This is a genomic window from Streptomyces sp. Ag109_O5-1, assembly GCF_003814875.1.
In the GTDB taxonomy this organism is placed as follows: Bacteria; Actinomycetota; Actinomycetes; order Streptomycetales; family Streptomycetaceae; genus Streptomyces; species Streptomyces sasae.
The window spans coordinates 4824963-4846223 of sequence record NZ_RKQF01000001.1 but is presented as its reverse complement, the minus strand read 5'-3'; the positions used below and the strand labels follow the sequence as shown (position 1 = coordinate 4846223).

The 21261-nt window shown below is 71.7% G+C and carries 18 protein-coding genes, 1 pseudogene and 1 riboswitch; of the genes and pseudogenes, 9 read left to right on the top strand and 10 right to left on the bottom strand.

Translation table 11 applies throughout. The features are described from left to right. Positions 1-4: 4 nt before the first annotated feature. The 5 genes from EDD90_RS22020 to EDD90_RS22000 are packed head-to-tail and all read right to left on the bottom strand — an operon-like array spanning position 5 to position 7261. Positions 5-1180, bottom strand: a complete 1176-nt coding sequence (locus tag EDD90_RS22020) for an FAD-dependent monooxygenase (RefSeq protein ID WP_123974675.1) — start codon at positions 1178-1180, stop codon at positions 5-7. Then, positions 1177-2727, bottom strand: coding sequence for a class I adenylate-forming enzyme family protein (locus tag EDD90_RS22015; protein WP_123974674.1), 1551 nt, complete (start codon positions 2725-2727; stop codon positions 1177-1179). Before EDD90_RS22015 ends, EDD90_RS22020 begins: the two co-directional genes overlap by 4 nt. 32 nt (positions 2728-2759) lie before the next feature. Beyond that, on the bottom strand, positions 2760-4307 hold the full coding sequence (locus EDD90_RS22010) for an AMP-binding protein (RefSeq protein WP_123974673.1): 1548 nt from the start codon (positions 4305-4307) through the stop codon (positions 2760-2762). Beyond that, entirely contained in the window at positions 4304-6643 is a 2340-nt protein-coding gene (pabB, locus tag EDD90_RS22005; protein WP_123974672.1) for an aminodeoxychorismate synthase component I, read from the bottom strand. The genes EDD90_RS22010 and pabB overlap by 4 nt, the downstream gene beginning before the upstream one ends. 30 nt (positions 6644-6673) lie before the next feature. Continuing rightward, entirely contained in the window at positions 6674-7261 is a 588-nt protein-coding gene (locus EDD90_RS22000) for a hypothetical protein (RefSeq protein ID WP_123981482.1), read from the bottom strand. A 243-nt stretch (positions 7262-7504) separates the two neighbouring features. Here EDD90_RS22000 and EDD90_RS21995 point away from each other — a divergent pair, with 243 nt between their 5' ends. Then, on the top strand, positions 7505-8293 hold the full coding sequence (locus tag EDD90_RS21995) for a DUF3050 domain-containing protein (protein WP_123974671.1): 789 nt from the start codon (positions 7505-7507) through the stop codon (positions 8291-8293). Here EDD90_RS21995 and EDD90_RS21990 read toward each other — a convergent pair. After that, a complete protein-coding gene (locus EDD90_RS21990; RefSeq protein WP_123981481.1) occupies positions 8274-9137 on the bottom strand; it encodes a DMT family transporter in 864 nt (287 codons plus the stop codon). The two genes, EDD90_RS21995 and EDD90_RS21990, sit on opposite strands and share 20 nt — an antisense overlap. 108 nt (positions 9138-9245) lie before the next feature. After that, positions 9246-10184 (bottom strand): annotated as a pseudogene (locus EDD90_RS21985) (hydrolase); the annotation flags it as partial. 258 nt (positions 10185-10442) lie between these two features. On the opposite strand from EDD90_RS21985, the gene EDD90_RS21980 reads away from it, so the two are divergent. Both EDD90_RS21980 and EDD90_RS21975 read left to right on the top strand, forming a co-directional pair. Further along, positions 10443-10787 carry a hypothetical protein gene (locus EDD90_RS21980; RefSeq protein WP_123974669.1) on the top strand — a complete coding sequence of 115 codons (345 nt, stop codon included), beginning with the start codon at positions 10443-10445 and terminating at the stop codon, positions 10785-10787. A 9-nt stretch (positions 10788-10796) separates the two neighbouring features. Continuing rightward, on the top strand, positions 10797-11981 hold the full coding sequence (locus tag EDD90_RS21975) for a glutathionylspermidine synthase family protein (protein WP_123974668.1): 1185 nt from the start codon (positions 10797-10799) through the stop codon (positions 11979-11981). 106 nt (positions 11982-12087) lie between these two features. On the opposite strand, the gene rocD is transcribed toward EDD90_RS21975, so the two are convergent. Continuing rightward, positions 12088-13293, bottom strand: coding sequence for an ornithine--oxo-acid transaminase (gene rocD, locus EDD90_RS21970; RefSeq protein WP_123974667.1), 1206 nt, complete (start codon positions 13291-13293; stop codon positions 12088-12090). A 103-nt stretch (positions 13294-13396) separates the two neighbouring features. Next, positions 13397-13487, top strand: a riboswitch (ZMP/ZTP riboswitch). Positions 13488-13519: 32 nt separating this feature from the next. On the opposite strand from rocD, the gene EDD90_RS21965 reads away from it, so the two are divergent. From EDD90_RS21965 to EDD90_RS21955, 3 genes are all read left to right on the top strand, one after another. Beyond that, positions 13520-14974, top strand: a complete 1455-nt coding sequence (locus tag EDD90_RS21965) for a glycine hydroxymethyltransferase (RefSeq protein ID WP_123974666.1) — start codon at positions 13520-13522, stop codon at positions 14972-14974. Positions 14975-15102: 128 nt separating this feature from the next. Then, a complete protein-coding gene (gene trpS / locus EDD90_RS21960) occupies positions 15103-16116 on the top strand; it encodes a tryptophan--tRNA ligase (RefSeq protein WP_123974665.1) in 1014 nt (337 codons plus the stop codon). A gap of 211 nt (positions 16117-16327) precedes the next feature. Next, positions 16328-16906, top strand: a complete 579-nt coding sequence (locus tag EDD90_RS21955) for a 2'-5' RNA ligase family protein (protein ID WP_123974664.1) — start codon at positions 16328-16330, stop codon at positions 16904-16906. Positions 16907-16992: 86 nt separating this feature from the next. Here the strand turns inward: EDD90_RS21955 and EDD90_RS21950 are convergent, their stop codons facing one another. After that, positions 16993-17748, bottom strand: coding sequence for a decaprenylphospho-beta-D-erythro-pentofuranosid-2-ulose 2-reductase (locus EDD90_RS21950; protein ID WP_123974663.1), 756 nt, complete (start codon positions 17746-17748; stop codon positions 16993-16995). 26 nt (positions 17749-17774) lie between these two features. Further along, entirely contained in the window at positions 17775-19181 is a 1407-nt protein-coding gene (locus EDD90_RS21945; protein WP_123974662.1) for an FAD-binding oxidoreductase, read from the bottom strand. A gap of 150 nt (positions 19182-19331) precedes the next feature. On the opposite strand from EDD90_RS21945, the gene EDD90_RS21940 reads away from it, so the two are divergent. Genes EDD90_RS21940 through EDD90_RS21930 form a run of 3 tightly spaced genes read left to right on the top strand, consistent with a single transcriptional unit; the run spans position 19332 to position 21255 of the window. Next, positions 19332-19856 (top strand): phosphatase PAP2 family protein, encoded by a 525-nt coding sequence (locus EDD90_RS21940; protein WP_185149181.1) that lies wholly within the window; start codon positions 19332-19334, stop codon positions 19854-19856. Then, positions 19853-20860, top strand: a complete 1008-nt coding sequence (locus tag EDD90_RS21935) for a decaprenyl-phosphate phosphoribosyltransferase (protein ID WP_123974660.1) — start codon at positions 19853-19855, stop codon at positions 20858-20860. Before EDD90_RS21940 ends, EDD90_RS21935 begins: the two co-directional genes overlap by 4 nt. Continuing rightward, positions 20857-21255 carry a GtrA family protein gene (locus EDD90_RS21930; RefSeq protein ID WP_123974659.1) on the top strand — a complete coding sequence of 133 codons (399 nt, stop codon included), beginning with the start codon at positions 20857-20859 and terminating at the stop codon, positions 21253-21255. The genes EDD90_RS21935 and EDD90_RS21930 overlap by 4 nt, the downstream gene beginning before the upstream one ends. Positions 21256-21261 lie beyond the last annotated feature (6 nt).

Below are 21261 nucleotides of genomic sequence, written 5' to 3'. Positions count from 1 at the left end.
CTCCTCAGTATTTCCGGCCCGCCAGCGCAGGCGCCCCGTGCCGTGGCCCGTAGGGCGCGTGCTCCAGCCAGGATCCGCAGGACGGCAGGACCGGCGCCAGCGCGGCGGCCGCGCGCTGCCGCAGCCGTACGATCCGGCGGCGGGGCCGCAGATGGTCCAGGGCGACCCCGGCCGCCTCGCTGTTGAACAGGCCCGCCGCCCGGCGTACGGCCGCGAAGTCGGCCACCGTCCCGGTCGCCACCGCCTCCGCCGCGGCCGCCGCGTCGGCGATCCCGCTGTTCATGCCGCGCGCCCCGAACGGCGGGAAGAGATGCGCGGCCTCCCCGACGAGCAGCACCCGCTCGTGCGGGTCGGTGAAGGAGGCCGCGACCTTGCGCAGGAAGCGGTACGTGGACACCCACAGGATCCGGTCCGCGTACCCCTCGCCCACCACCCCGGGCAGCCAGCCGCGTACGGCCTCCTCCGTGCCGTACTCCTCCGCCCGGTCCCCGGCGTGGCACTGCAGGTCCACCTGGAAGCCCCCGGTGAACGGCACCCGCATCACGCTGCGGCCGCCGACGCCCGGATGCTCGTAGTGAAAGACCCGCTCCAGCGGCAGTTCCTCGCCAGGCCGGTCGGCGACGTCCACGACCACGTGGAAGCCCTCGCCGTGCGTGCCCTCCATGGGGATGCCGAGCCCGGCCCGGACGGCGGAGCGGGCGCCGTCCGCCGCGATCACCTGGCCGCAGCTCACCTCCCGCCCGTCCGCGCAGCTCAGCGAGACACCCGAGGCGGTGCAGCGGACGCCGATCACGCGCGCGTTCCAGGCGAACTCCACACCCGCCCGCCCGCACGCGTCCCGCAGGAAGCGCTCGGTGTCCACCTGGCGCAGGCTGGTGAAGGGCGGCCGGCCGGAAGGGGGCGGGAAGGTGCGGGAGTACACCTCCCGCCCCCGGTACAGGGTGCGCCGGGTGTGCCAGGTCCGGCCGTACGAGGTGATCTCGTCGGCCAGCCCCGGCCGCATGGCGTCGAGCAGCGCGAGGGTCTCACGGTGCACGAACAGGGCCCGGCTGCCCGGCCGTTCACGGTCCTCGGGATCCGCCTCAAGCAGCAGCACCGGAAGTTCGCGCGCCCGCAGCGCCAGTGCCGCCGACAGGCCGACGGGCCCGGCGCCGACCACCACGACCGGGGTCGCGGTCACGCGCGCACACCCGCCGCCAGCATCCGGGTGATCTCCACTCGCTTCACCTTCCAGGTCGCGGTCATCGGCAGCTCCTCGAACTTCCACTGCCTGGGCTCCGCCATCGCGGGCAGGTCGGCGGTCGCCTCCCGCCAGCGCTCCGGATCCAGCGGCCGTTCCCCGCGCACGCACACCACCGGGACCGGTTCCCGGTCCGCGCCCGGCACGATGACGACCTCGCGCAGCTCCTCCAGGCGGTCCATGAGGGTGTCCTCGACCTCCAGGTTGCTGTGCACGGAGTCGATCTGGTCGATCTCGCGGTCGATCAGATACAGGGCGCCCAGCCGGTTCCGGTAGCCCATGTCGCCCATCTGCCACCACTCGCCGTCCAGCTGGCGCTCGTACTGGTCCCGGGCGCCGAGGTAGGTGAGGATGCGGCCCCGGGTACGGGCCTCGATCCGGCCGGGTGTGCCGGGCGCGGCGGGCAGCCCGTCGGAGCCGGTGACGCGGACGCGCGTGAACCCCGGTATCCCGATCCCGACCCGCCGCCCGTCCGCACGGGCCACGGTCCGCCGGGTGAACCACTGGAAGGCGACCGGGCCGGTCTCGCTCTGCCCGTAGAGCTGGATCAGCCAGGGAGCCCGGCGCTTCGAGGCGTTCAGCAGCCTTCGTACCGTGCGCGGATGGATCGCGTCGAACGTCGAGCCGTACGACTTCACGCGGGACAGCGGGGCGCCCGGCGCGTCCGCCAGCTCCTCCCACAGGACGAAGGTGTTGGGGTGGGTCTCGACGATGCCGGGGCGGTGCCGGGCCAGCATCGGGCCGACCTTCGCCGGGTCCGGGTCGGTGATCAGCAGCAGCGGGCTGCCGAAGTGCAGCAGGACGCCGAGCAGGTGGTAGAAGCGGGAATGCACGAACGACATGTGCAGCGCGGCGACCTCGCCGCGGGTGGGCCAGCCCATCGCCTGCTGCGGGACCAGGCGGTTCCACATGGTCTGCGGACAGTGCACGGCGAGCTTGGGGACGCCGGTGGTGCCCGAGCTGTGGGTGATCAGGGCGGGTTCGCGCGGATGCAGCCGGATCGCCGGCGGGACCTCGGCGCCGGCGTGCTCGGCCAGGGACACCAGTCCGGGCACGGTGTCGACGGTGAGCGTCTGCCGGACCAGGCCCTTGACGTCCAGGCCGGCCAGCTTCGCCGCGTCCGTCACCAGCCACGGCTGCCGGAGTCTGGGGAGCATCTTGCCCACCACCTCACCGGCCAGTGCGGGGGAGAGCAGTACGGGCACCGCGCCGATCCGGGATATCGCGCAGGTCAGCAGCACGATGTCGACGTTGTCCGTCTTGTGTACGACGACCTGCTCGGCGGGCCGTACCCCGGCCGCCCACAGTCGCGCCGACAACTCCTCGACGGCGTCCGCCAGTTCCACATAGCTGAGGCGGACGCCGAGGTCCGGGTGGGTGTCCAGGGGACGGTCCAGGGTGACGAACACCCCGCCGTGCCGGTCGGCCGCCCGCCGGAACAGCGGGCCCAGATAGAACCCGCGCTCGCCGATGAGGGACTCCTGCATGGAGACGTTCCTTTCAGACAGATCGGCCGGTGTCACCAAGCGCCCTGGCGGACCAGATGGCGGCGGAGCTTCCCGGTCGGGGTGCGGGGCAGGGAGGGAAGGAGACTGACGCTGCGCGGGACCTTGAACGCGGCCAGCCGCTCCCGGGCCAGCGCCAGCAGCTCCTCCTGGAGCCCCGTCGGCGCCGGGCTCACGGCCGGGACGACGAAGGCGCGCAGCCGTCCGGCGCCGGTGCCGTCCGGCACCGCCGCCACCGCGACCTCCCGGACCGCCGGATGGGTGCGCAGCACGGCCTCCACCTCCAGCGGGGAGACGGTGATCCCGCCGACCATCTCCATGTCGTCGCTGCGGCCCAGGTGCCGGTAGGCGCCGTCGGGTTCGCGGACCGCCCGGTCGTGGGTGGCCAGCCAGCCGCCGACCAGGGTGCGGGCGGTCTCCTCGGGCCGGTTGAGATAGCCGGGCGTCACCGTGGGCCCGCGCACCCACAGCTCCCCCTCGTGCCCGTCCGGGACCGGCCGGCCGTCGCGGTCGCGCAGCTCCACCTCGAACCCGGGCACCGGACGGCCCACGGTGCCGGGGTGGTTGTGGTCCAGGCTGTTGGCGCAGAAGGCGTGCCCGGCCTCGGTGGAGCCGATCTGTTCGAGTACCGGCGCGCCGAGCAACTCCGTCACCCGGTCGCCCAGCCCGGCCGGCAGCCCCTCGCCGGCCGACACGGCGGCCCGTACGGAGGCGAAGCAGGTCCGGTGCTGCCCGGTGCCCCGGTCGGCGACCAGCGCCGCGTACGCGGACGGCACCGAGTACAGCAGGGTCACCCGGTGCCGGGCGACCAGCTCGTCCACCGCGGCCGGGGCCGGACGCCGGTCCACCAGGACCGCGCTGGACCCCGAGAAGAGCGGGAAGACGAAGGCGTTGCCGAAGCCGTAGGCGAAGTACAGCTTGGACACCGACAGGGTGACGTCGTTCGCAGTGATGCCGAGCAGCGGCCAGCCGATGAGGTCGTAGTACGCCGCCGGGTGGGCATGCGTGTGGACGACCCCCTTGGGCGCGCCCGTCGTCCCCGAGGTGTACTGCACATACAACGGGCTGTCCCCGTCGACCGGATGGGCGGGCGCCGGATCGGCGGCGGGGGCCAGCGCGATCAGCTGGTCGGCGCCGAAGCGGGGACGGTCGATGAAACGATCCTCCATGCCCGGTCCCGTCAGACACAGCACGGCCTCGGTGTCGGCGGCCATGAACGCGTGGTCGGCGGCGGGCAGTTCGGGGTTGACCAGGACGGCGACCGCCCCGAGCCGGGCGACCGCGAGAAAGGCCACCACCCAGGCGATCCCGTCCGGCAGCGCGAGCACCACCCGGTCGCCGGGGCCGACACCCTGCCCGGCGAGGACCGTGGCGGCCCGGGCCCCGAGCCCGTGCACCTCGCCGTGGGTCCAGGCCCGGTGGCCCTGGTGGAAGGCGGGCCGGTCGGTCCAGCCGTGGCGCTCGGCCAGGCCGGCCAGCCGGCCGGCGAGGTTGACGGTGTCCGTGCGGGTGTCCGTACGGACACCCGTGCGCGTGTCCGTACGGGTCAGCGGCAGCGTCATCGGGCGGCCTCCTCCACGGCGTCCGCCGTGGCCTCCGTGTGCTCCCGCAGCGCCCGCATCTGCGCGGCCGTCTTCAGCAGCATCTCGTCGTACTCGGCGGCCGGGTCCGAGTCCAGGACGATCGCCCCGCCCGCGCCCAGCTGCATCCGGCCGTCCGTGATCACGGCCGTACGGATCACGATGTTGAGGTCCGCGCCGCCGCTGCACCCGAGGTAGCCCAGCGCCCCCGAGTACACGCCCCGGGCCTCGGTCTCCAGACCGTCGATGATCTCCATCGTGCGCAGCTTCGGGGCGCCCGTCATGGACCCGCCGGGGAAGCAGGCGCGCACGCAGTCCACCGCGTCCGTCCCGGCCCGCAGCCGTCCGGTCACCGTGGACACCAGCTGGTGCACGGTCGCGTACGACTCGGTGGCCATCAGGCGGGGCACCCGGACGGTTCCGGTACGGCAGACCCGGCCCAGGTCGTTGCGGAGCAGGTCGACGATCATCAGGTTCTCGGCGCGGGTCTTGGCGTCCGCCGCCAGCGCGTCCCGCAGCCGGTCGTCCTCGAAGGGCGTCGCCCCGCGCGGCGCGGTGCCCTTGATGGGCTTGGCCTTGGCCACCCCGTCCCGGGTGATCCGCAGGAACCGCTCCGGCGAGGAACCGGCCACGTCCAGGTCGCCGAAGCGCAGAAAGGCCGCGTACGGCGCCGGGTTGACGCGGCGCAGCTCCCGGTAGAAGGCGTAGGGGTCGGCCGGGGCGGGCAGTCGGGCCGCGTTGGTCAGACAGACCTCGTAGCTGGTGCCGGCCCGCAGCTCCCGTTGGCAGGCCTCGATGTCGGCGAGGTAGCCGGCCCGGTCGCGCACCAGCCAGGGCTCGGCGGCCTCCAGGTCCGGCCCCTCGGCGGCGGGCGGGGCGGGCGTCGGGGTGCCCGGGGTGAGGAACGTCAGCTGGGCCAGTGTCTCCGTCAGCCACTCCTCGGCCTCCTGGGCCGCCCGCGGGGTGTCCTCCGCCAGGCAGACCGCGTAGGTGACGTCCTCCTCGTGGTCCACGGCGATCAGCCGGTCCGCGAACAGCCAGCAGGCGTCCGGGGTCTCGGCCCGGTGCGTGTTGGGGGAGCCGCAGTCGGCCTTGGTCTCGTAGCCGAAGTAGCCGACATAGCCACCGGTGAAGTCGAAGGGCAGCCCGTCGGCGTCCACCCGGCGGCTGGTCAGCTGCCGCTTCAGATAGTCGAAGACGCTCGCCGACACCTTGCGCGGCGGCCGTCCGGCCCGCTCGACCGTGCAGCGCCCGGCCGTGACGTCGTACCGCACGAACTCGGCGAGCGGACCGCTGTCGTCGCCCAGGAAGGAGAAGCGCGAGCGGCCCTGCTCGACGAGCGAGCTGTCCAGCCAGAACGACCGGGGCGAGGCGGCGAAGAGACGGGAGAAGGCCGCCTCCGTGTCGACGGCACCGGCGATCTGGCGGGTGTGCAGGCGATGGGCGGGGCGCGGGCGCCCACCTGGCCGGGAGGGATCACCCGACCGCGACAGCTCGCCCGACCGGGAGTGAGTACCTGGCCGGGTGGGATCCCCTGACCGGGAGAGACCGCGTGGCCGGGAGAGATCGCCTGGCGGGGCGAGAGCCGCCGGCCCGGGGTGGTCCCCCTGCCGTGGGCGGGGGATGCCCGCCGCCGGACCGGTCCCGGAGGCGGCGGCCGCCGACCTGGGCCTCGGTATCACCGCCACGGCCGGCGGGACGGCGGTGTTCTTGGTGCGCGCTCTGCGGGTCCGCCGGGCGGTCAGGTTGCGGAAGTTCACCAGCATGCGGTGGCCGTACTCGGTCAGCACCGACTCCGGGTGGAACTGCACGCCCCACAGCGGCCGTTCGCGATGGCGCAGGCCCATCAGGACGCCGTCCTCGGCCCAGGCCGTGGCCTCCAGGACGGCGGGCAGCGGCTCGTGCACGGCCAGCGAGTGGTAGCGCACGGCGGTGAAGTCCTGGGTCAGCCCCTCGAACAGGTCCCGCCCGTCGTGCCGGACCCTGGTCAGATGCCCGTGTCTCGGCTGCGGGGCGGGCGCCACCCGGGCCCTTTCCCCGAGCGCGATGCCCTGGTGGCCCAGGCAGACCCCGAGCACGGGGACCGTGGACTCGGCGATCACGCGGGCGCTGATGCCGAAGTCGCGGGCGTTTCCGGGATGCCCGGGCCCGGGGGACACCACCACGTTGTCGAACTCCGCGAGAGAGGGGAGACCGGAGGGTGTGCCGCCCCTTTCGTCATTGCGGATCACCACCGGTTCCTCGCCGTTGACCTCGGCGATCAACTGGAACAGGTTGTAGGTGTACGAGTCGTAATTGTCGATGAGCAGGGTCTTCACCCGCCCACCTCCCTCGGGTAGTTCCCGGGCCTATGCGGCCCGTCGTTTGTGCCGCCCGCGCAGTGCCTGCAGCGGCGGGTACAGCCATTTCTTGAAGAAACGCTGGAGTCGCGGCATGAGAATCCAGGTGACAAGCGCGGTCACACAGAGACAGAGCAGCAGAGTGCGGATGAGCGGATTGAGGCCGCCGAGATGGGGAATCACGATGATATTGAAGAGCAGAACCGGCGGAAACACCGCGCTCATGTTGATGAACCACAGTTTCCATTTCGCCGGAGGGGCAGGCGGCGGTGGCAGGGGCGCCGGCCCGGCCAGCGAGTCGAACCACACCTTCGAGCCGCGCACGCTACGGCGACCGGTGGGCCGGGCGATGCCGTCCGTCCGGGTCTCCCACTCTCCGCGGTCCAGGGAGTTCTCCCAGGCCAGCGCCGAGTCCTCGGTGGCGAAGCGATACACGACATGCCATTCCGCCTCCTGGTCGACAAGGACGCCACCGCCGAGGAACCCCGGCTGACGGGCGCTCGCGCCCAGCATGGCCCACCCCCAGGAGTGGAAGTCGGCCTCGCGACCCGGCATCACGTGATAGGCCACGGTGACGGTGACGGGATTACTGGTCACGGTGTCCTTTACGGAATGGACACACTTGGCGTTCAAAGATTCAACGAGATTTTTTGCGGCCCGGGGGCGTGCCTGGGGAGATGTCTGGAACGTGTCCGGAACGTAACTTTTTATAGCGCTTTCTATGGCCTTGGCGGCTTCTGTTGTCGGCTACTTCGGGTAACTCGCGCGGAATTTCAGAAAGTGCTTGCCGGGTGGCTGTGAACGTTGCACGATCGCCGTCCCGGAACAAAGGAGAACGTCATGTCGAGGTACGTCTGGAATCTGACCCGAGAAGGCCAGGAGGCAATTGACCAGGCGCGTTCGGTGATCGAATCCGCGCGAAAAGAAGTGACCGCCCACCCGCTTTACCGGCGGATATCCGACCGGGATCGTCTGGCGACGTTCATGACCCATCACGTCTTCGCCGTCTGGGACTTCATGTCCCTGCTCAAGTCGCTCCAGCGGGAGCTGACCTGCGTCGACGTGCCCTGGGTGCCCCGCGGCTCCGCCGTCGCCCGCCGGCTCATCAACGACATCGTGCTGGTCGAGGAGAGCGACGAGCTGAACGGCGGCTTCACCAGCCACTTCGAGCTCTACCGCGCGGCCATGACCGAGGCGTCGGCCGACACCGCCCCCGTCGACACCTTCGTCGCGCTGCTCGCCGAGGGCCATGACGTCGACGCGGCCCTCCGGGTGGCCCGGGTCCCGGCCCCGGCCGCGGAGTTCGTGCGCACCACCTTCGAGATCATCGCCGACCGCCCGCTGCACTGCCGGGCCGCCGCCTTCGCCTTCTCCCGCGAGGACCTGATCCCGGACATGTTCGACCAGGTGATCGAGGAGGAGGGCACCGGCCGCTTCCCGCTCTTCCGCGACTACCTCGCCCGCCATATCGAGGTCGACGGCGAGGAGCACACCCCCATGGCCCTCCAGATGGTCGCCGACCTGTGCGGCACCGACGAACAGCGCTGGAGCGAGGCCGTCGAGGCCGTCCTCGTCGCCCTGGAGGCCCGGACCCGCCTCTGGGACGGGATCACGGACGCGATGGGCTGACCGGCTCCGCCGCCTCGGGGCCGGCGTCCGCCACGTCCGGCGCCTCGCCGAACCGGGCCAGCGCCAGCGCCCCCGCCACGGCCACCGTGAACCCCAGCACCGCCAGCCAGGTCAGGCCCTCCCGGGTGCGGTCCCCGAGCCACACCACCCCGACCGCCGCCGGACCGATCGTCTCGCCGATCACCATGCCGGCCGTCGCCGTGGTCACCGAGCCACGCTGCAGGGCCGAGGTCAGCAGCATGAAGGCGGCGCCGCCGCCGATGAGCAGGGCATAGGTCGCGGGGTTGGCCAGCAGTCCGGCCGGCCGCAGGGTGTCGATCAGCCGGACCGACACCTCCACCACCCCGAACCCGAACCCCGCGCCGAGCCCGAGGACCAGTGCCCGCCACCGCCCGGACAGCCGCCCGCCGGCCAGCCCGAGCAGCAGCACGCCCACGGCGATCCCGAGCATCACCCACTTCAGCGTCATCGACCCGGCGTGGTCCCCTTCCGGCCCCGAGGCCAGGCCGAGCATGGCGAGCCCAGCGCACACCACCCCCACCGCGGTCCACTCCGCCCCGCTCAGCCGCACCCGCAGCAGCCGTGCGGCGACCACCGCCGTCACCGCGAGGGAGGACGCCAGGGCCGCGCTCACCGCGTAGATCGGGATCGACCGCAGGGCCAGGATCTGGAACACGAAGCCGAGCCCGTCCAGCCCCAGCCCGACCACGTACCGCCACTGCCGTACGGCCCGCAGCAGCAGCGCGGCCTCCCCGCCCCCGCCGTCACCGGCCGCCCGCGCGGCCATCGCCTGCAGGACCGTCGCCGTACCGAAGCAGATCGCGGCCGTGAGCGCGCACACCATTCCAAAGAGCACAAAGGGACTTTAGGCGAGAGGAGCAAACGGTGGCCGGGAGGAAAGTAAGAAGCGGGCCGGGGCGCACCCCGGACCCGCTCCACCCCTGGTGCGTCAGCTGGCGCCGGCCAGCCAGGCGGTGGCGTTGAGGGCGAGGGCGGCGTTGGTGGCGCCGCTGTCGTTCCAGCCGTCGTACAGGGTGTTGCCGGACTGGCCGGTGCCGTCGTCGATCGGGGAGCTGTCGCCCCAGAAGGCGACCCGCCCGCTGCCGAAGGTGGACGTCAGGAAGAAGGCGCCGGTGTTGCCGGAGTAGCCGCTGCGGTACAGCAGCCCCTTGACGTTGGAGTTGTCGGAGGGCTTGAGGGTGGCGGTCGTGCCGTTGGCGATCAGGCTCTTGGTGACGGTGCCGAAGGAGCCGTGCAGGACGGCGTTGCTGCTGTCGCTGATGGCCTTCGGGTAGCCGGAGCTGATGTTCAGCGAGTCGATGGAGAAGCCGAACGGGTCGGACGAGTCGACGCTGTTGTTGGTCATCAGGTCGTTGAGGATCTTGACCGCGTCGTAGCCGTCGTTGTTGCGGTCGGCGCCGGTGTGGTCGGAGACCATGAACAGCCCGCCGCCGTTCTTGACGAAGTTCATGATGGCCGTCTTCTCGGCGGTCGTGAACTTCGTGTTGGGCTCGGGCAGCACCAGCGCGTCGAACTTCGACAGGTCGGTCGACGACGAACCGCCGTACGTCAGCGCGCTGGTGGCGGTCTTCAGGCTGTAGTCGCCGGTCTGCTGCAGGGCGACACCCCACGACGACAGCGCGCCCGTCCAGTCCGTCTCTGAGGACGGGGAGGAGTCCTCGCCGAGCGGGTCCGGCTTGCTGGTGGAGATGATCCAGTCCGCGTTGCCGGCCTCCTCGGCGTGGCCGTCGTCGAACAGGACGCGGTAGGCGGTGGCCGCGTGCGCGGGGGTGGCGGCGCTGGTGGCCTGGACGGCGGCACCGGCGGCGAGCAGGCCGAACACGGCCGCGGCCGTGGTGAGTTTGCGGCGTGAGGTGGCAAAGCCGGGCATCTGTCATTCCTCCATCGGTGGGGGATGCGAGAGGGATGGCGGTGCGGGTCGTGCGGCGATCGTTCTGCGCGCGTAGATTCGAAGTTGATCGTTCACCCAGGGGGCAGGCTGGACGGTACCCGGGCGACTTGGGGCGCCGTAAGGATCGGCGGGGGCTTCACATGATTTTCTTACCTGTACATGACAATCAGGGGGGCCGAAACCGCTCGTCTAGACTGTCGCCGGACATCGCACGGGGCGGCACGGGGGATCACGGACATGGCGGACATACGTCGGCAAATGCGCTCGGGCACGGTCGTCCTGGGCGGCATGGGCCTCCTGGCCGCCGCCCTGACCGCCTGCTCCTCCGACCCCGACAAGCGCTGCGTCGACCGCGACAGCTACCGCGCCACCAAGGGCTACCAGGTCGTCTCCGACAAGGACTGCACCTCCGCCAAGTCCGCCGTCAACGCCGGCTACTACTACGGCGGCAAGAAGCGGAGCGGCTGGGTCAAGGGCGGCTCGTTCACCAAGTCCGGCGGAGGCTCGGGCGGTTCGTCGAGCGGCGGTCACAGCGTGCACCGCGGCGGCTTCGGCGGCGGCCACGACAGCTCCGGCGGCTGACCGGTTCCCATGCGGCGCCATACGACCGACCCTCGCCCCGACTGGCAGCGGACCGTCGAGGAACAGGGCCTGATCTATCCCCTCACCCGTCACCCCGACGGCGTCCTGCGCCCGTACTGGGACGAGAGCGCGTACTACGCCTTCACCCTGGACGAGGTGGAGGCGCTGGAGGAGACCGTCGAGGAACTGCACACGATGTGCCTGGCGGCCGCCGGCCACATCGTGGCGAAGAACCGCTTCACCGACCTCGGCATCACCGACCCGCGCGTGGTCGAGGCCGTCACCGAGTCATGGCGCCGCCGCGCCGAACTCCCCTCCCTCTACGGCCGCTTCGACCTCCGCTACGACGGCACGGGCCCGGCGAAACTCCTGGAGTACAACGCCGACACTCCCACCTCCCTGGTGGAGGCGGCCTCGGCCCAGTGGTTCTGGATGGCGGACCGCTTCCCGGGCGCCGACCAGTGGAACAGCCTCCACGAACGCCTCGTCGAGGCCTGGCGGGCACAGGCCCGCCTCCTCCCGCCGGGCGCCCCGCTCCACTTCGCCCACTCCGCCGCCGACGAACTCGGCGAGGACCTGATGACGGTCGCGTACCTCAAGGAGACCGCCGAGCAGGCGGGCCTGGACACCGACTGGATCTCCATGGAGGAGATCGGCTGGGACACGCTCTCCGGCCGCTTCGTAGACAACCGGCTCCGCTTCATCCGTGCCTGCTTCAAGCTCTACCCGTGGGAATGGCTCACGGCCGACGCCTTCGCGGACCACGCCCTCGCCACCCTGGACAACGGCGGCGGCACGGGCACGACGATGTGGATCGAGCCCGCCTGGAAGATGCTGCTCAGCAACAAGGCCCTCCTCGCCGTCCTCTGGGAGCTGTACCCGGACCACCCGAACCTGCTCCCGGCGTACGTGGACGGCCCGAGGGAGCTGGCGGCCGCGGGCGGCTACGTCAGCAAGCCGCTGCTGGGCCGGGAGGGCGCGGGCGTGGTCGTGCACGAGCCCGGCCATGCCCCGGTGATACGCGAAGAGCCGTGCTGCTACCAGCAGTTGGCCCCCCTGCCGACCTTCGACGGCAACCATGTGGTGCTGGGCGCGTGGGTGGTGGGGGAGGAGGCCGCGGGCCTGGGCATCCGCGAGTCCCAGGGTTTGGTGACGGACGACTACGCCCGCTTCCTGCCCCACGTGATCCTTTAGCGCCCCGACAGGGGCGCGGGGCCGTATGAATGTGCGGCTACCGCCGCGTGGGCGCGACCGGGCCCCACCGGCCCGCAGTCGCCCACGAACCGATCCGCCCTCCCCGCTAGGCGCTCAAAACCCCCCACAACTGCTCGATCCCCCACTCCAAGTCGTCCTCCTCCACCACCAACGGCGGAGCGATCCGCACGGTCGACCCGTGTGTGTCCTTCACCAGCACCCCCCGCTCCATCAACCGCTCCGAAACGACCCGTCCCGACCCCACCCCCGGATCCACATCCACCCCCGCCCACAGCCCCCGCCCCCGTACGGCCGTCACCCGTCCGCTCCCCGCGATCTCCGCCAGCCGCCGGTGCAGCAACTCCCCCAGCTCGACCGCCCGCTGCTGGAACTCCCCGGTCCGCAGCATCGCGATCACCTCAAGACCCACCGCACAGGCCAGCGGATTCCCGCCGAACGTGGACCCGTGCTCCCCGGGCCGGAACACCCCCAGCACATCGGCGCTCGACACGACCGCGGACACCGGCAGCACCCCACCCCCCAGCGCCTTCCCGAGCACGTACATGTCCGGTACGACCCCCTCGTGCTCGCACGCGAACGTCCGCCCGGTCCGCCCCAGTCCGGACTGGACCTCGTCGGCGACGAACAGCACGTTCCGATCGCGGGTCAGCTCCCGCACCGCCGGCAGATAACCGGCCGGCGGCACGATCACCCCCGACTCGCCCTGGATCGGCTCCAGCAGCACCGCGACCGTGTTCTCGGTCAGCGCCGCCCGCATCGCCGTCAGGTCCCCGTACGGCACGATCTCGAAGCCCGGCGTGTACGGCCCGAAGTCCGCCCGCGCCTCCGGATCCGTCGAGAAACTGATCACGGTCGTCGTACGCCCGTGGAAGTTCCCGCCGGCGACCACCACCTTCGCCATCTCACCGGGCACCCCCTTGACCCGGTACCCCCACTTCCGGGCGGTCTTCACGGCGGTCTCCACCGCCTCCACCCCCGTGTTCATCGGCAGCACCATCTCCATCCCGCACAGCTCCGCCAGCTCCGTGCAGAACGCGGCGAACCGGTCGTGGTGGAAGGCCCGGGACGTCAGTGTCACCCGCTCCAGCTGGGCCTTCGTCGCCGCGACCAGGCGGGGGTGGCCGTGCCCGAAGTTCAGCGCCGAGTACCCGGCGAGGAAGTCCAGGTACCGGCGTCCCTCGACGTCCGTCATCCACGCGCCGTCGGCCGTGGCGATCACCACCGGCAGCGGGTGGTAGTTGTGCGCGCTGTGCGCGTCGGCGGCGGCGATGAGGGCTTCGGCAGTGGTCACGGCGACTCCAGAGAACGCGGCGAGATGATCCCTTTATTACCGTCTGTCCGTGCCCGACTGGTGGACGCCACGGCCCCCGGGCCCGGCGTGCCCGGTAATGTGACCAGCGGGCCGTGACTGGCGCGCTGGGATGGGACCGACCATCGGGGAGCGGCCCGCGTCGTGATCGAGTGCCGTGCGCCTGGGCCGAACCGTGAATGCCGAACGCCATGTCCGGAGGTCCCGAATGTCAGACAACTCTGCGCCCCTGTCCACCGAGTCCACCGCGTACCGCGCGGCCCTCGATGTGATCCGCGCGGTCGAGCCGCGGGTCGCCGACGCCATCGGCCAGGAGGTCGCCGACCAGCGCGAGATGCTCAAGCTGATCGCCTCCGAGAACTACGCCTCCCCGGCGACCCTGCTCGCGATGGGCAACTGGTTCAGCGACAAGTACGCCGAGGGCACCATCGGCCGCCGTTTCTACGCCGGCTGCCGCAACGTCGACACCGTCGAGGGCCTCGCCGCCGAGCACGCCCGTGAGCTGTTCGGCGCCCGGCACGCCTACGTCCAGCCGCACTCCGGCATCGACGCCAACCTGGTCGCCTTCTGGGCCGTCCTCGCCGACCGCGTCGAGGTCCCCTTCCTGGAGAAGACCGGCGCCCGCCAGGTCAACGACCTCTCCGAGGCCGACTGGGCCGAGCTGCGGCAGGCCTTCGGCAACCAGCGGATGCTCGGCATGTCCCTGGACGCGGGCGGCCACCTCACCCACGGCTTCCGCCCGAACATCTCCGGCAAGATGTTCGATCAGCGCTCCTACGGCACCGACCCGGCCACCGGCCTGATCGACTACGACGCGCTGCGTGCCCAGGCGCGTGACTTCAAGCCGCTGATCATCGTCGCGGGCTACTCGGCGTACCCCCGGCTGGTGAACTTCCGGATCATGCGCGAGATCGCCGACGAGGTCGGCGCGACCCTGATGGTCGACATGGCGCACTTCGCGGGCCTGGTCGCCGGCAAGGTCCTGACCGGCGACTTCGACCCGGTCCCGCACGCCCAGATCGTGACCACGACCACCCACAAGTCGCTGCGCGGCCCGCGCGGCGGCATGGTCCTGTGCGACGACTCCCTCAAGGACCAGGTCGACCGCGGCTGCCCGATGGTCCTCGGCGGCCCGCTCCCGCACGTCATGGCCGCCAAGGCCGTCGCGCTGGCCGAGGCCCGGCAGCCCGCCTTCCAGGACTACGCCCAGCGGATCGTCGACAACTCGCGCGCGCTGGCCGAGGGCCTGATGCGCCGGGGCGCCACGCTGGTGACCGGCGGCACGGACAACCACCTCAACCTGATCGACGTCGAGACGTCGTACGGCCTCACCGGCCGCCAGGCCGAGACGGCCCTCCTCGACTCCGGCATCGTCACCAACCGCAACGCGATCCCGGCCGACCCGAACGGTGCCTGGTACACCTCCGGCATCCGCATCGGCACCCCGGCGCTCACCACCCGTGGCCTGGGCACGGCGGAGATGGACGAGGTCGCGGGCCTGATCGACCGCGTCCTGACGGCGACCGAGCCGGGCACCACGAAGTCGGGCGCCCCGAGCAAGGCCTCCCACGTCCTGGACGAGAAGGTCTCGACGGAGATCGCCCAGCGCGCGACGGACCTGGTGGCGGGCTTCCCGCTGTACCCGGAGATCGACCTGGGCTGAAGCGCCCCCTAGGGGCGCGGGGAACTGCGCGAACGACCCCCGCCGGTCCGCAGTTCCTCCCTCAGCCTTCGGCCGGGGGTACCCCCAGCGCACCGAAACCACCCGAGCTCTCTGAGAGAATGGTGAGCATGGCTTCTGACCGACCCCGCGTGCTCTCCGGCATCCAGCCCACCGCCGGCTCGTTCCACCTGGGCAACTACCTCGGCGCCGTCCGCCAGTGGGTAGCCCTCCAGGAGTCCCACGACGCCTTCTACATGGTCGTCGACCTGCACGCGATCACGGTCCCGCAGGACCCCGCGGACCTGCGCGCCAACACCCGGCTCGCCACCGCCCAGCTGCTCGCCGCCGGCCTGGACGCGGACCGCTGCACCCTCTTCGTGCAGAGCCATGTCCCCGAGCACGCCCAGCTCGCCTGGGTCATGAACTGCCTCACCGGCTTCGGCGAGGCCAGCCGGATGACCCAGTTCAAGGACAAGGCGGCCAAGCAGGGCACGGACCGCGCGTCCGTCGGCCTGTTCACGTACCCGATCCTCCAGGTCGCCGACATCCTGCTCTACCAGGCCCACGAGGTCCCGGTCGGCGAGGACCAGCGCCAGCACGTCGAGCTCACCCGTGACCTCGCCGAGCGCTTCAACGGCCGGTTCGGCGAGACCTTCACCATCCCGAAGCCGTACATCCTCAAGGAGACGGCGAAGATCTACGACCTCCAGGACCCGTCGATCAAGATGAGCAAGTCGGCGTCCACGCCGAAGGGCCTCATCAACCTCCTCGACGACCCGAAGACGACGGCGAAGAAGGTCAAGAGCGCGGTCACCGACACGGACACGGTGATCCGCTACGACGTCGAGAACAAGCCGGGCGTCAGCAACCTCCTCACCATCTACTCCACCCTCACCGGCAAGTCGATCGCCGAGCTGGAGCAGGAGTACGAGGGCAAGATGTACGGCGCGCTCAAGACGGACCTCGCGGAGGTCATGGTCGAGTTCGTGACCCCGTTCCGCGAGCGCACCCAGCAGTACCTGGACGACCCCGAGACGCTCGACTCGATCCTGGCCAAGGGCGCGGAGAAGGCCCGTGCCGTCGCCGCGGAGACGCTGGCCCAGGCCTACGACCGGGTCGGCTTCCTGCCCGCCAAGCACTGAGCGAAGCGCCGACGGCACCGAGCGAAGCGCCGACGGCACCGAGCGGGGCGCCGGGGGCGCTCCGGGGAGCGCACGGGAGCGCTGCACATCACTTCGGCCACGGCTGCCCGGAAGGTGGCCGTGGCCGTACAGTCGATAGACGGACGGCCGGGTACGAACCCGACACGCGTCCGACTGTCACGACCGACCATCACGACCGACGGGAGATGACGTGGGGACCGTAACGATCGGCGTGTCGATCGCGGTCCCGGAGCCTCACGGCAGCCTGCTCCAGGAGCGGCGCGCGGGCTTCGGCGACGCCGCGGCCCACGGCATTCCGACGCACGTGACTCTGCTGCCGCCGACGGAGATCGCCGCGGAGGCGCTGGCCGCCGTGGAAGCCCATCTGAGCGAGGTCGCCGCGGTGGGCCGGCCGTTTCCGATGCGGCTCTGCGGTACGGGTACCTTCCGGCCGCTCTCGCCTGTCGTCTACGTCCGGGTGGCTCAGGGCGCGGATGACTGTGCATGGCTCCAGTCGCGGGTCCGGGACGCGTCCGGGCCGCTCGACCGTGAGCTGCAGTTCCCCTACCACCCGCATGTGACCGTCGCCCATGGGATCGACGAGGCCGCCATGGACCGGGCGTTCGCCGAGTTGGCGGACTTCGAGGCCGAGTGGCCTTGTGCCGGGTTCGCGCTGTACGAGCAGGGGCTCGACGGCGTGTGGCGGAAGCTGCGTGAGTACGCCTTCGGGGGCTCTGTCGTTCCGCCTCAGGCGGGGCATGTGGAGCAGGAGAGCATCGCCGGTCGGTAGTCTGCGGGCCGGTGGGGGCTGGTCGCGCAGTTCCTCCCCCAGCCTTCGGCCGGGGGTACCCCCAGCGCCCCTGAAAGCAGGGCGTTTCAGATCGGCAACCTGCGGAACAACCCCCGCGGCGCGTGCCGTAGTGCCGACATCACCACGCGCAGCGTGCCCGGTACCCACACCACCTCCGAGCGCCTGCGCAGGCCCGCCTCGATCGCCGTCGCCACCGCCTCCGGTGTCGTGGCCAGGGGCGCTTCCGCCAGCCCCGCCGTCATCTTCGAGCGGACGAACCCGGGCCGTACGACCATCACGTGCACGCCCGTCCCGTGCAGCGCGTCGCCCAGGCCCTGGGCGAAGGCGTCGAGGCCCGCCTTGCTGGAGCCGTAGATGAAGTTGGAGCGCCTCGCCCGTTCGCCGGCGACCGAGGACAGGACCACCAGTGAGCCGTGGCCCTGTGCCTGCAGGGCCCGCGCGCTGACCAGGCCCGCCGAGACGGCGCCCGTGTAGTTGGTCTGCGCGACGCGCACGGCGTTCACCGGCTCGCGTTCGTCGGTGGCCTGGTCGCCGAGGATGCCGAAGGCGAGCAGGACCATGTCGAGGTCGCCGTTGGCGAAGATCTTGCCGAGGGCCGCCTCGTGGGACTCGGGGTCGAGGGCGTCGAAGGCGACGGTGTGGACATCGGGCCCGAGGTCGCGCAGCCGCTCGGCGGCCTTGTCGAGCGCGGGGGAGGGGCGGCCCGCCAGCCAGACCGTGCGGGTGCGGCGGGCGATCAGCCGGCGTGCGGTGGCCAGCGCGATCTCGGACGTACCGCCGAGGACCAGCAGGGACTGGGGCATTCCGAAGGCGTCCTTCACGGCAACTCCTGAGGGCTGGGGGAAGACTAGAGACCGAGACGGCGGGACAGGTCGGACACGAAGACCCCGCGCGGGTCCAACTCCGCCCGCAGGGCGCGGAATTCGGCGATCCGTGGGTATATCGCGGCGAGCAGTTCGGGGCGCAGCCGGGAGTCCTTGGCGAGGTAGACACGGCCGCCGGCGGCCGCCACCTCCTCGTCCAGTTCGTCCAGGAAGGCGGCGAGGCCGGGCAGGGCGGCCGGGATGTCGAGGGCGAGGGTCCAGCCGGGCACGGGGAAGGAGAGCCAGCCGGGGTCGGCGTCGCCGAAGCGTTTGAGGACGGCCAGGAAGGACGGGCAGCGGTGCTCGGAGATACGCGCCACGATCCGGCGCAGGGCGTCCTCCCGGCCGTGTCCGACGACGAACTGGTACTGGACGAAGCCGGCGCGGCCGTAGACGCGGTTCCAGTGCGGGACGCCGTCCAGGGGGTGGAAGAACGCGGAGATGCCCTGGAGCTGGCCCGCACGCGCGCGGGGCGCCTTGCGGTACCAGAGTTCGTTGAAGAGGCCGACGGTGGTACGGCCGAGGAGGCCCCCGGGGACGAAGGCGGGAGCGGCCGGAAGCTGTCGGGGACGGAAGGCAAGGGGTGCGCGCCCGGCGCGCGTTTCCCTGCCGAGCGCCTGCAGGGGCGCGTGGTCGCCCCGGGTGAGCACCGCGCGTCCGGTCGCCGCCCCGCGCGCCAGCAGGTCGATCCAGGCGACCGAGTAGCGGTAGCGGTGGTCGGTGGCGGTGAGACGGGCCATCAGATCGTCGAGGTCGGCGGCGCGTTCGGTGTCGACGGACATGTACGAGGTCTCGACGGGGAGGAGGCGGACGGTCGCCGTGAGGATCACTCCGGTCAGACCCATGCCGCCGGCCGTCGCGTCGAACAGCGGGGTGCCGCGGCTCACCGTGCGGACGTGGCCGTCGGCGGTGAGGAGTTCGAAGGACAGCACGTGACGGGAGAAGGATCCCGAGACATGGTGGTTCTTGCCGTGGATGTCGGCGCCGATCGCGCCGCCCACCGTCACCTGGCGGGTCCCCGGGGTCACCGGGACGAACCAGCCGAGCGGCAGCAGCACCTCCATCAGGCGGTGCAACGAGACCCCGGCGTCGCACAGCACGGTGCCGCCGTCCGCGTCGATGGCGTGGATGCGGTCGAGGCCCGTCATGTCGAGCACGGCTCCGCCGGCGTTCTGCGCCGCGTCCCCGTACGCGCGTCCCAGTCCCCGCGCGATACCGCCGCGCGCCCCGCAGTTCCGGATCGCGTCCGCCGCCTCCTGGTAGGTCCGGGGACGGATCAGGCGGGCTGCGGTGGGGGCGGTGCGGCCCCATCCGGTGACGGAGACGGTGGTCTCGGAGACGGCCGTTCCGGGTTCGACGGGACCTGCGGGCCCTTCAGGCTTTCCAGGCATGACGAAGACCGTATCGCTGCTGTATGGGCGTTATGAGTGCTATGAGTGACTGGTTACCTAAAATCACCTGACTCCCCGAAACGGGTGATTATCGGAATGTCGCTCAATATGATCACGGCTTTGGCGGGGTGAAGGTGAACAGTGAGTCCAATGGACGACATGGACCACCGGTTCCTCTCCGCGATGCTCGCCTGCGGTGCCGATCCACGCGTCGCGTCGGCCGCGCGCGGTCTCTCCCGCGCCGGTGAACACGGTGCGCTCTGGCTCGCGGCGGGCCTCGCCGGGGCCGCCGTGGACGGCGCGCGGCGCGGCGCCTGGCTGCGCGGTACGGCGCTGGTCGCGGGCGCGCACCTCGGCAGCATGGGCGTCAAACGGGTCGTGCGCCGGGCGCGCCCCACGCATGTCTGGCCCCTGGTGCGCACCGCGGGCCGGTACTCCTTCCCCAGCTCGCACGCCACCTCCGCGGCGGCCGCCGCCGTCGCCTTCGGGGCGCTCGGCGCACCCGCGGTCGCACCTCTCGCGGCCGCGATGTGCCTTTCCCGGCTGGTCGTCGGTGTGCACTGGCCCACGGACGTGGCGGCGGGCGCGGCCCTCGGGGCGCTCGTGGCGCGGGCCGGGGCGCGCTGGGTGAGCGGGGGAGCGGCCGGCACCCCGTACACGGGGAGGCTCACATGACCGAGACCGCCCACGCGGCCGGCGAAGCGGTTGCTGAAACGACTCTGCACGAACAGCGCGCCCACCCCTCCCGGCCGCACGGACCGGCACCCGCGCGGGTCACCGCCGGCGGTCTCCTCAAGGGCCTGCTGAGGACCACCCGCCCCAAGCAGTGGGTCAAGAACACCCTCGTCATCGCCGCCCCGGCCGCCGCCGGGCAGCTGTTCTCCCTGCACGCGCTGTTCCGCCTCACCCTGACCTTCGTCCTGTTCACCGGCTGCGCCGCCGCCGTCTACCTGATCAACGACGCCCGTGACGCGGGGGCCGACCGCGCCCACCCCGTCAAGTGCCACCGCCCGGTCGCCGCCGGCCAGGTCCCGGTCCCCGTGGCCTACGCCGCGGGAGGCGTCCTGGCCGTCCTGGGACCGCTGCTCGCGGCCCGGCTGACCCCGCCGCTCGTCCCGGCCCTCCTGATCGCCTACCTGGGCATGCAACTGGCGTACTGCGTCGTCCTGAAGCACGTCCTGGTCGTCGACCTCGTCGTCGTCACCACCGGCTTCCTGATGCGGGCGGCGATCGGCGGGGTCGCCCTCGGTATCCCGCTGTCCCGCTGGTTCCTGATCACCACCGGCTTCGGCGCGCTCTTCATGGTGTCGGCCAAGCGCTACTCCGAGGCCGTCCAGATGGCCGGGAAAGCGGGCGCCACACGCGCGTTGCTGACCGAGTACACCACCGGCTACCTCCGCTTCGTCTGGCAGCTCGCCGCCGGGGTGGCCGTCCTCGCCTACTGCCTGTGGGCCCTGGAGGGACACGGCACCGGACACGGCACCGGGCATCCGGACGGCCTGCTGCCCTGGCGGCAGCTGTCCATGGTGGCGTTCATCCTGGCGATCCTGCGGTACGCCGTCTTCGCCGACCGCGGCACCGCCGGCGAACCCGAGGACGTCGTCCTGAGCGACCGCGCCCTCGCCCTGATCGGCCTGGCCTGGCTGGCGATGTACGGCCTCGCGGTGGCCCACTGGTGAGCACGGACCGGCGTGAGCTGATCGGCTTCGCCGCCGTCGGCCTGCTCGCCTACGCCGTCGACCTCACCCTCTTCACGAGCCTGCGCGGTCCGGCCGCCCTCGACCCGCTCACCGCCAAGTCCCTGTCCTTCGTGGCGGGCTGCACGGTCGCCTACCTCGGCAACGCACGCGGCACCTACCGCCGGGCGCACGCGACCGGCGTGCGCCCCTACGCAATCTTCGTCGCCGTGAACCTCGCCGGTGCCCTGGTCCAGTTGCTCTGCCTCGCCGTCAGCCACTACGGTCTCGGCCTCACCTCGCAGCGCGCCGACACCGTCTCCGGTGCGATCGTCGGCATGGCCCTGGGCACGGTTCTGCGCTTCTGGGGTACTCGCACATTGGTGTTCCGCGCATAGGGCAGA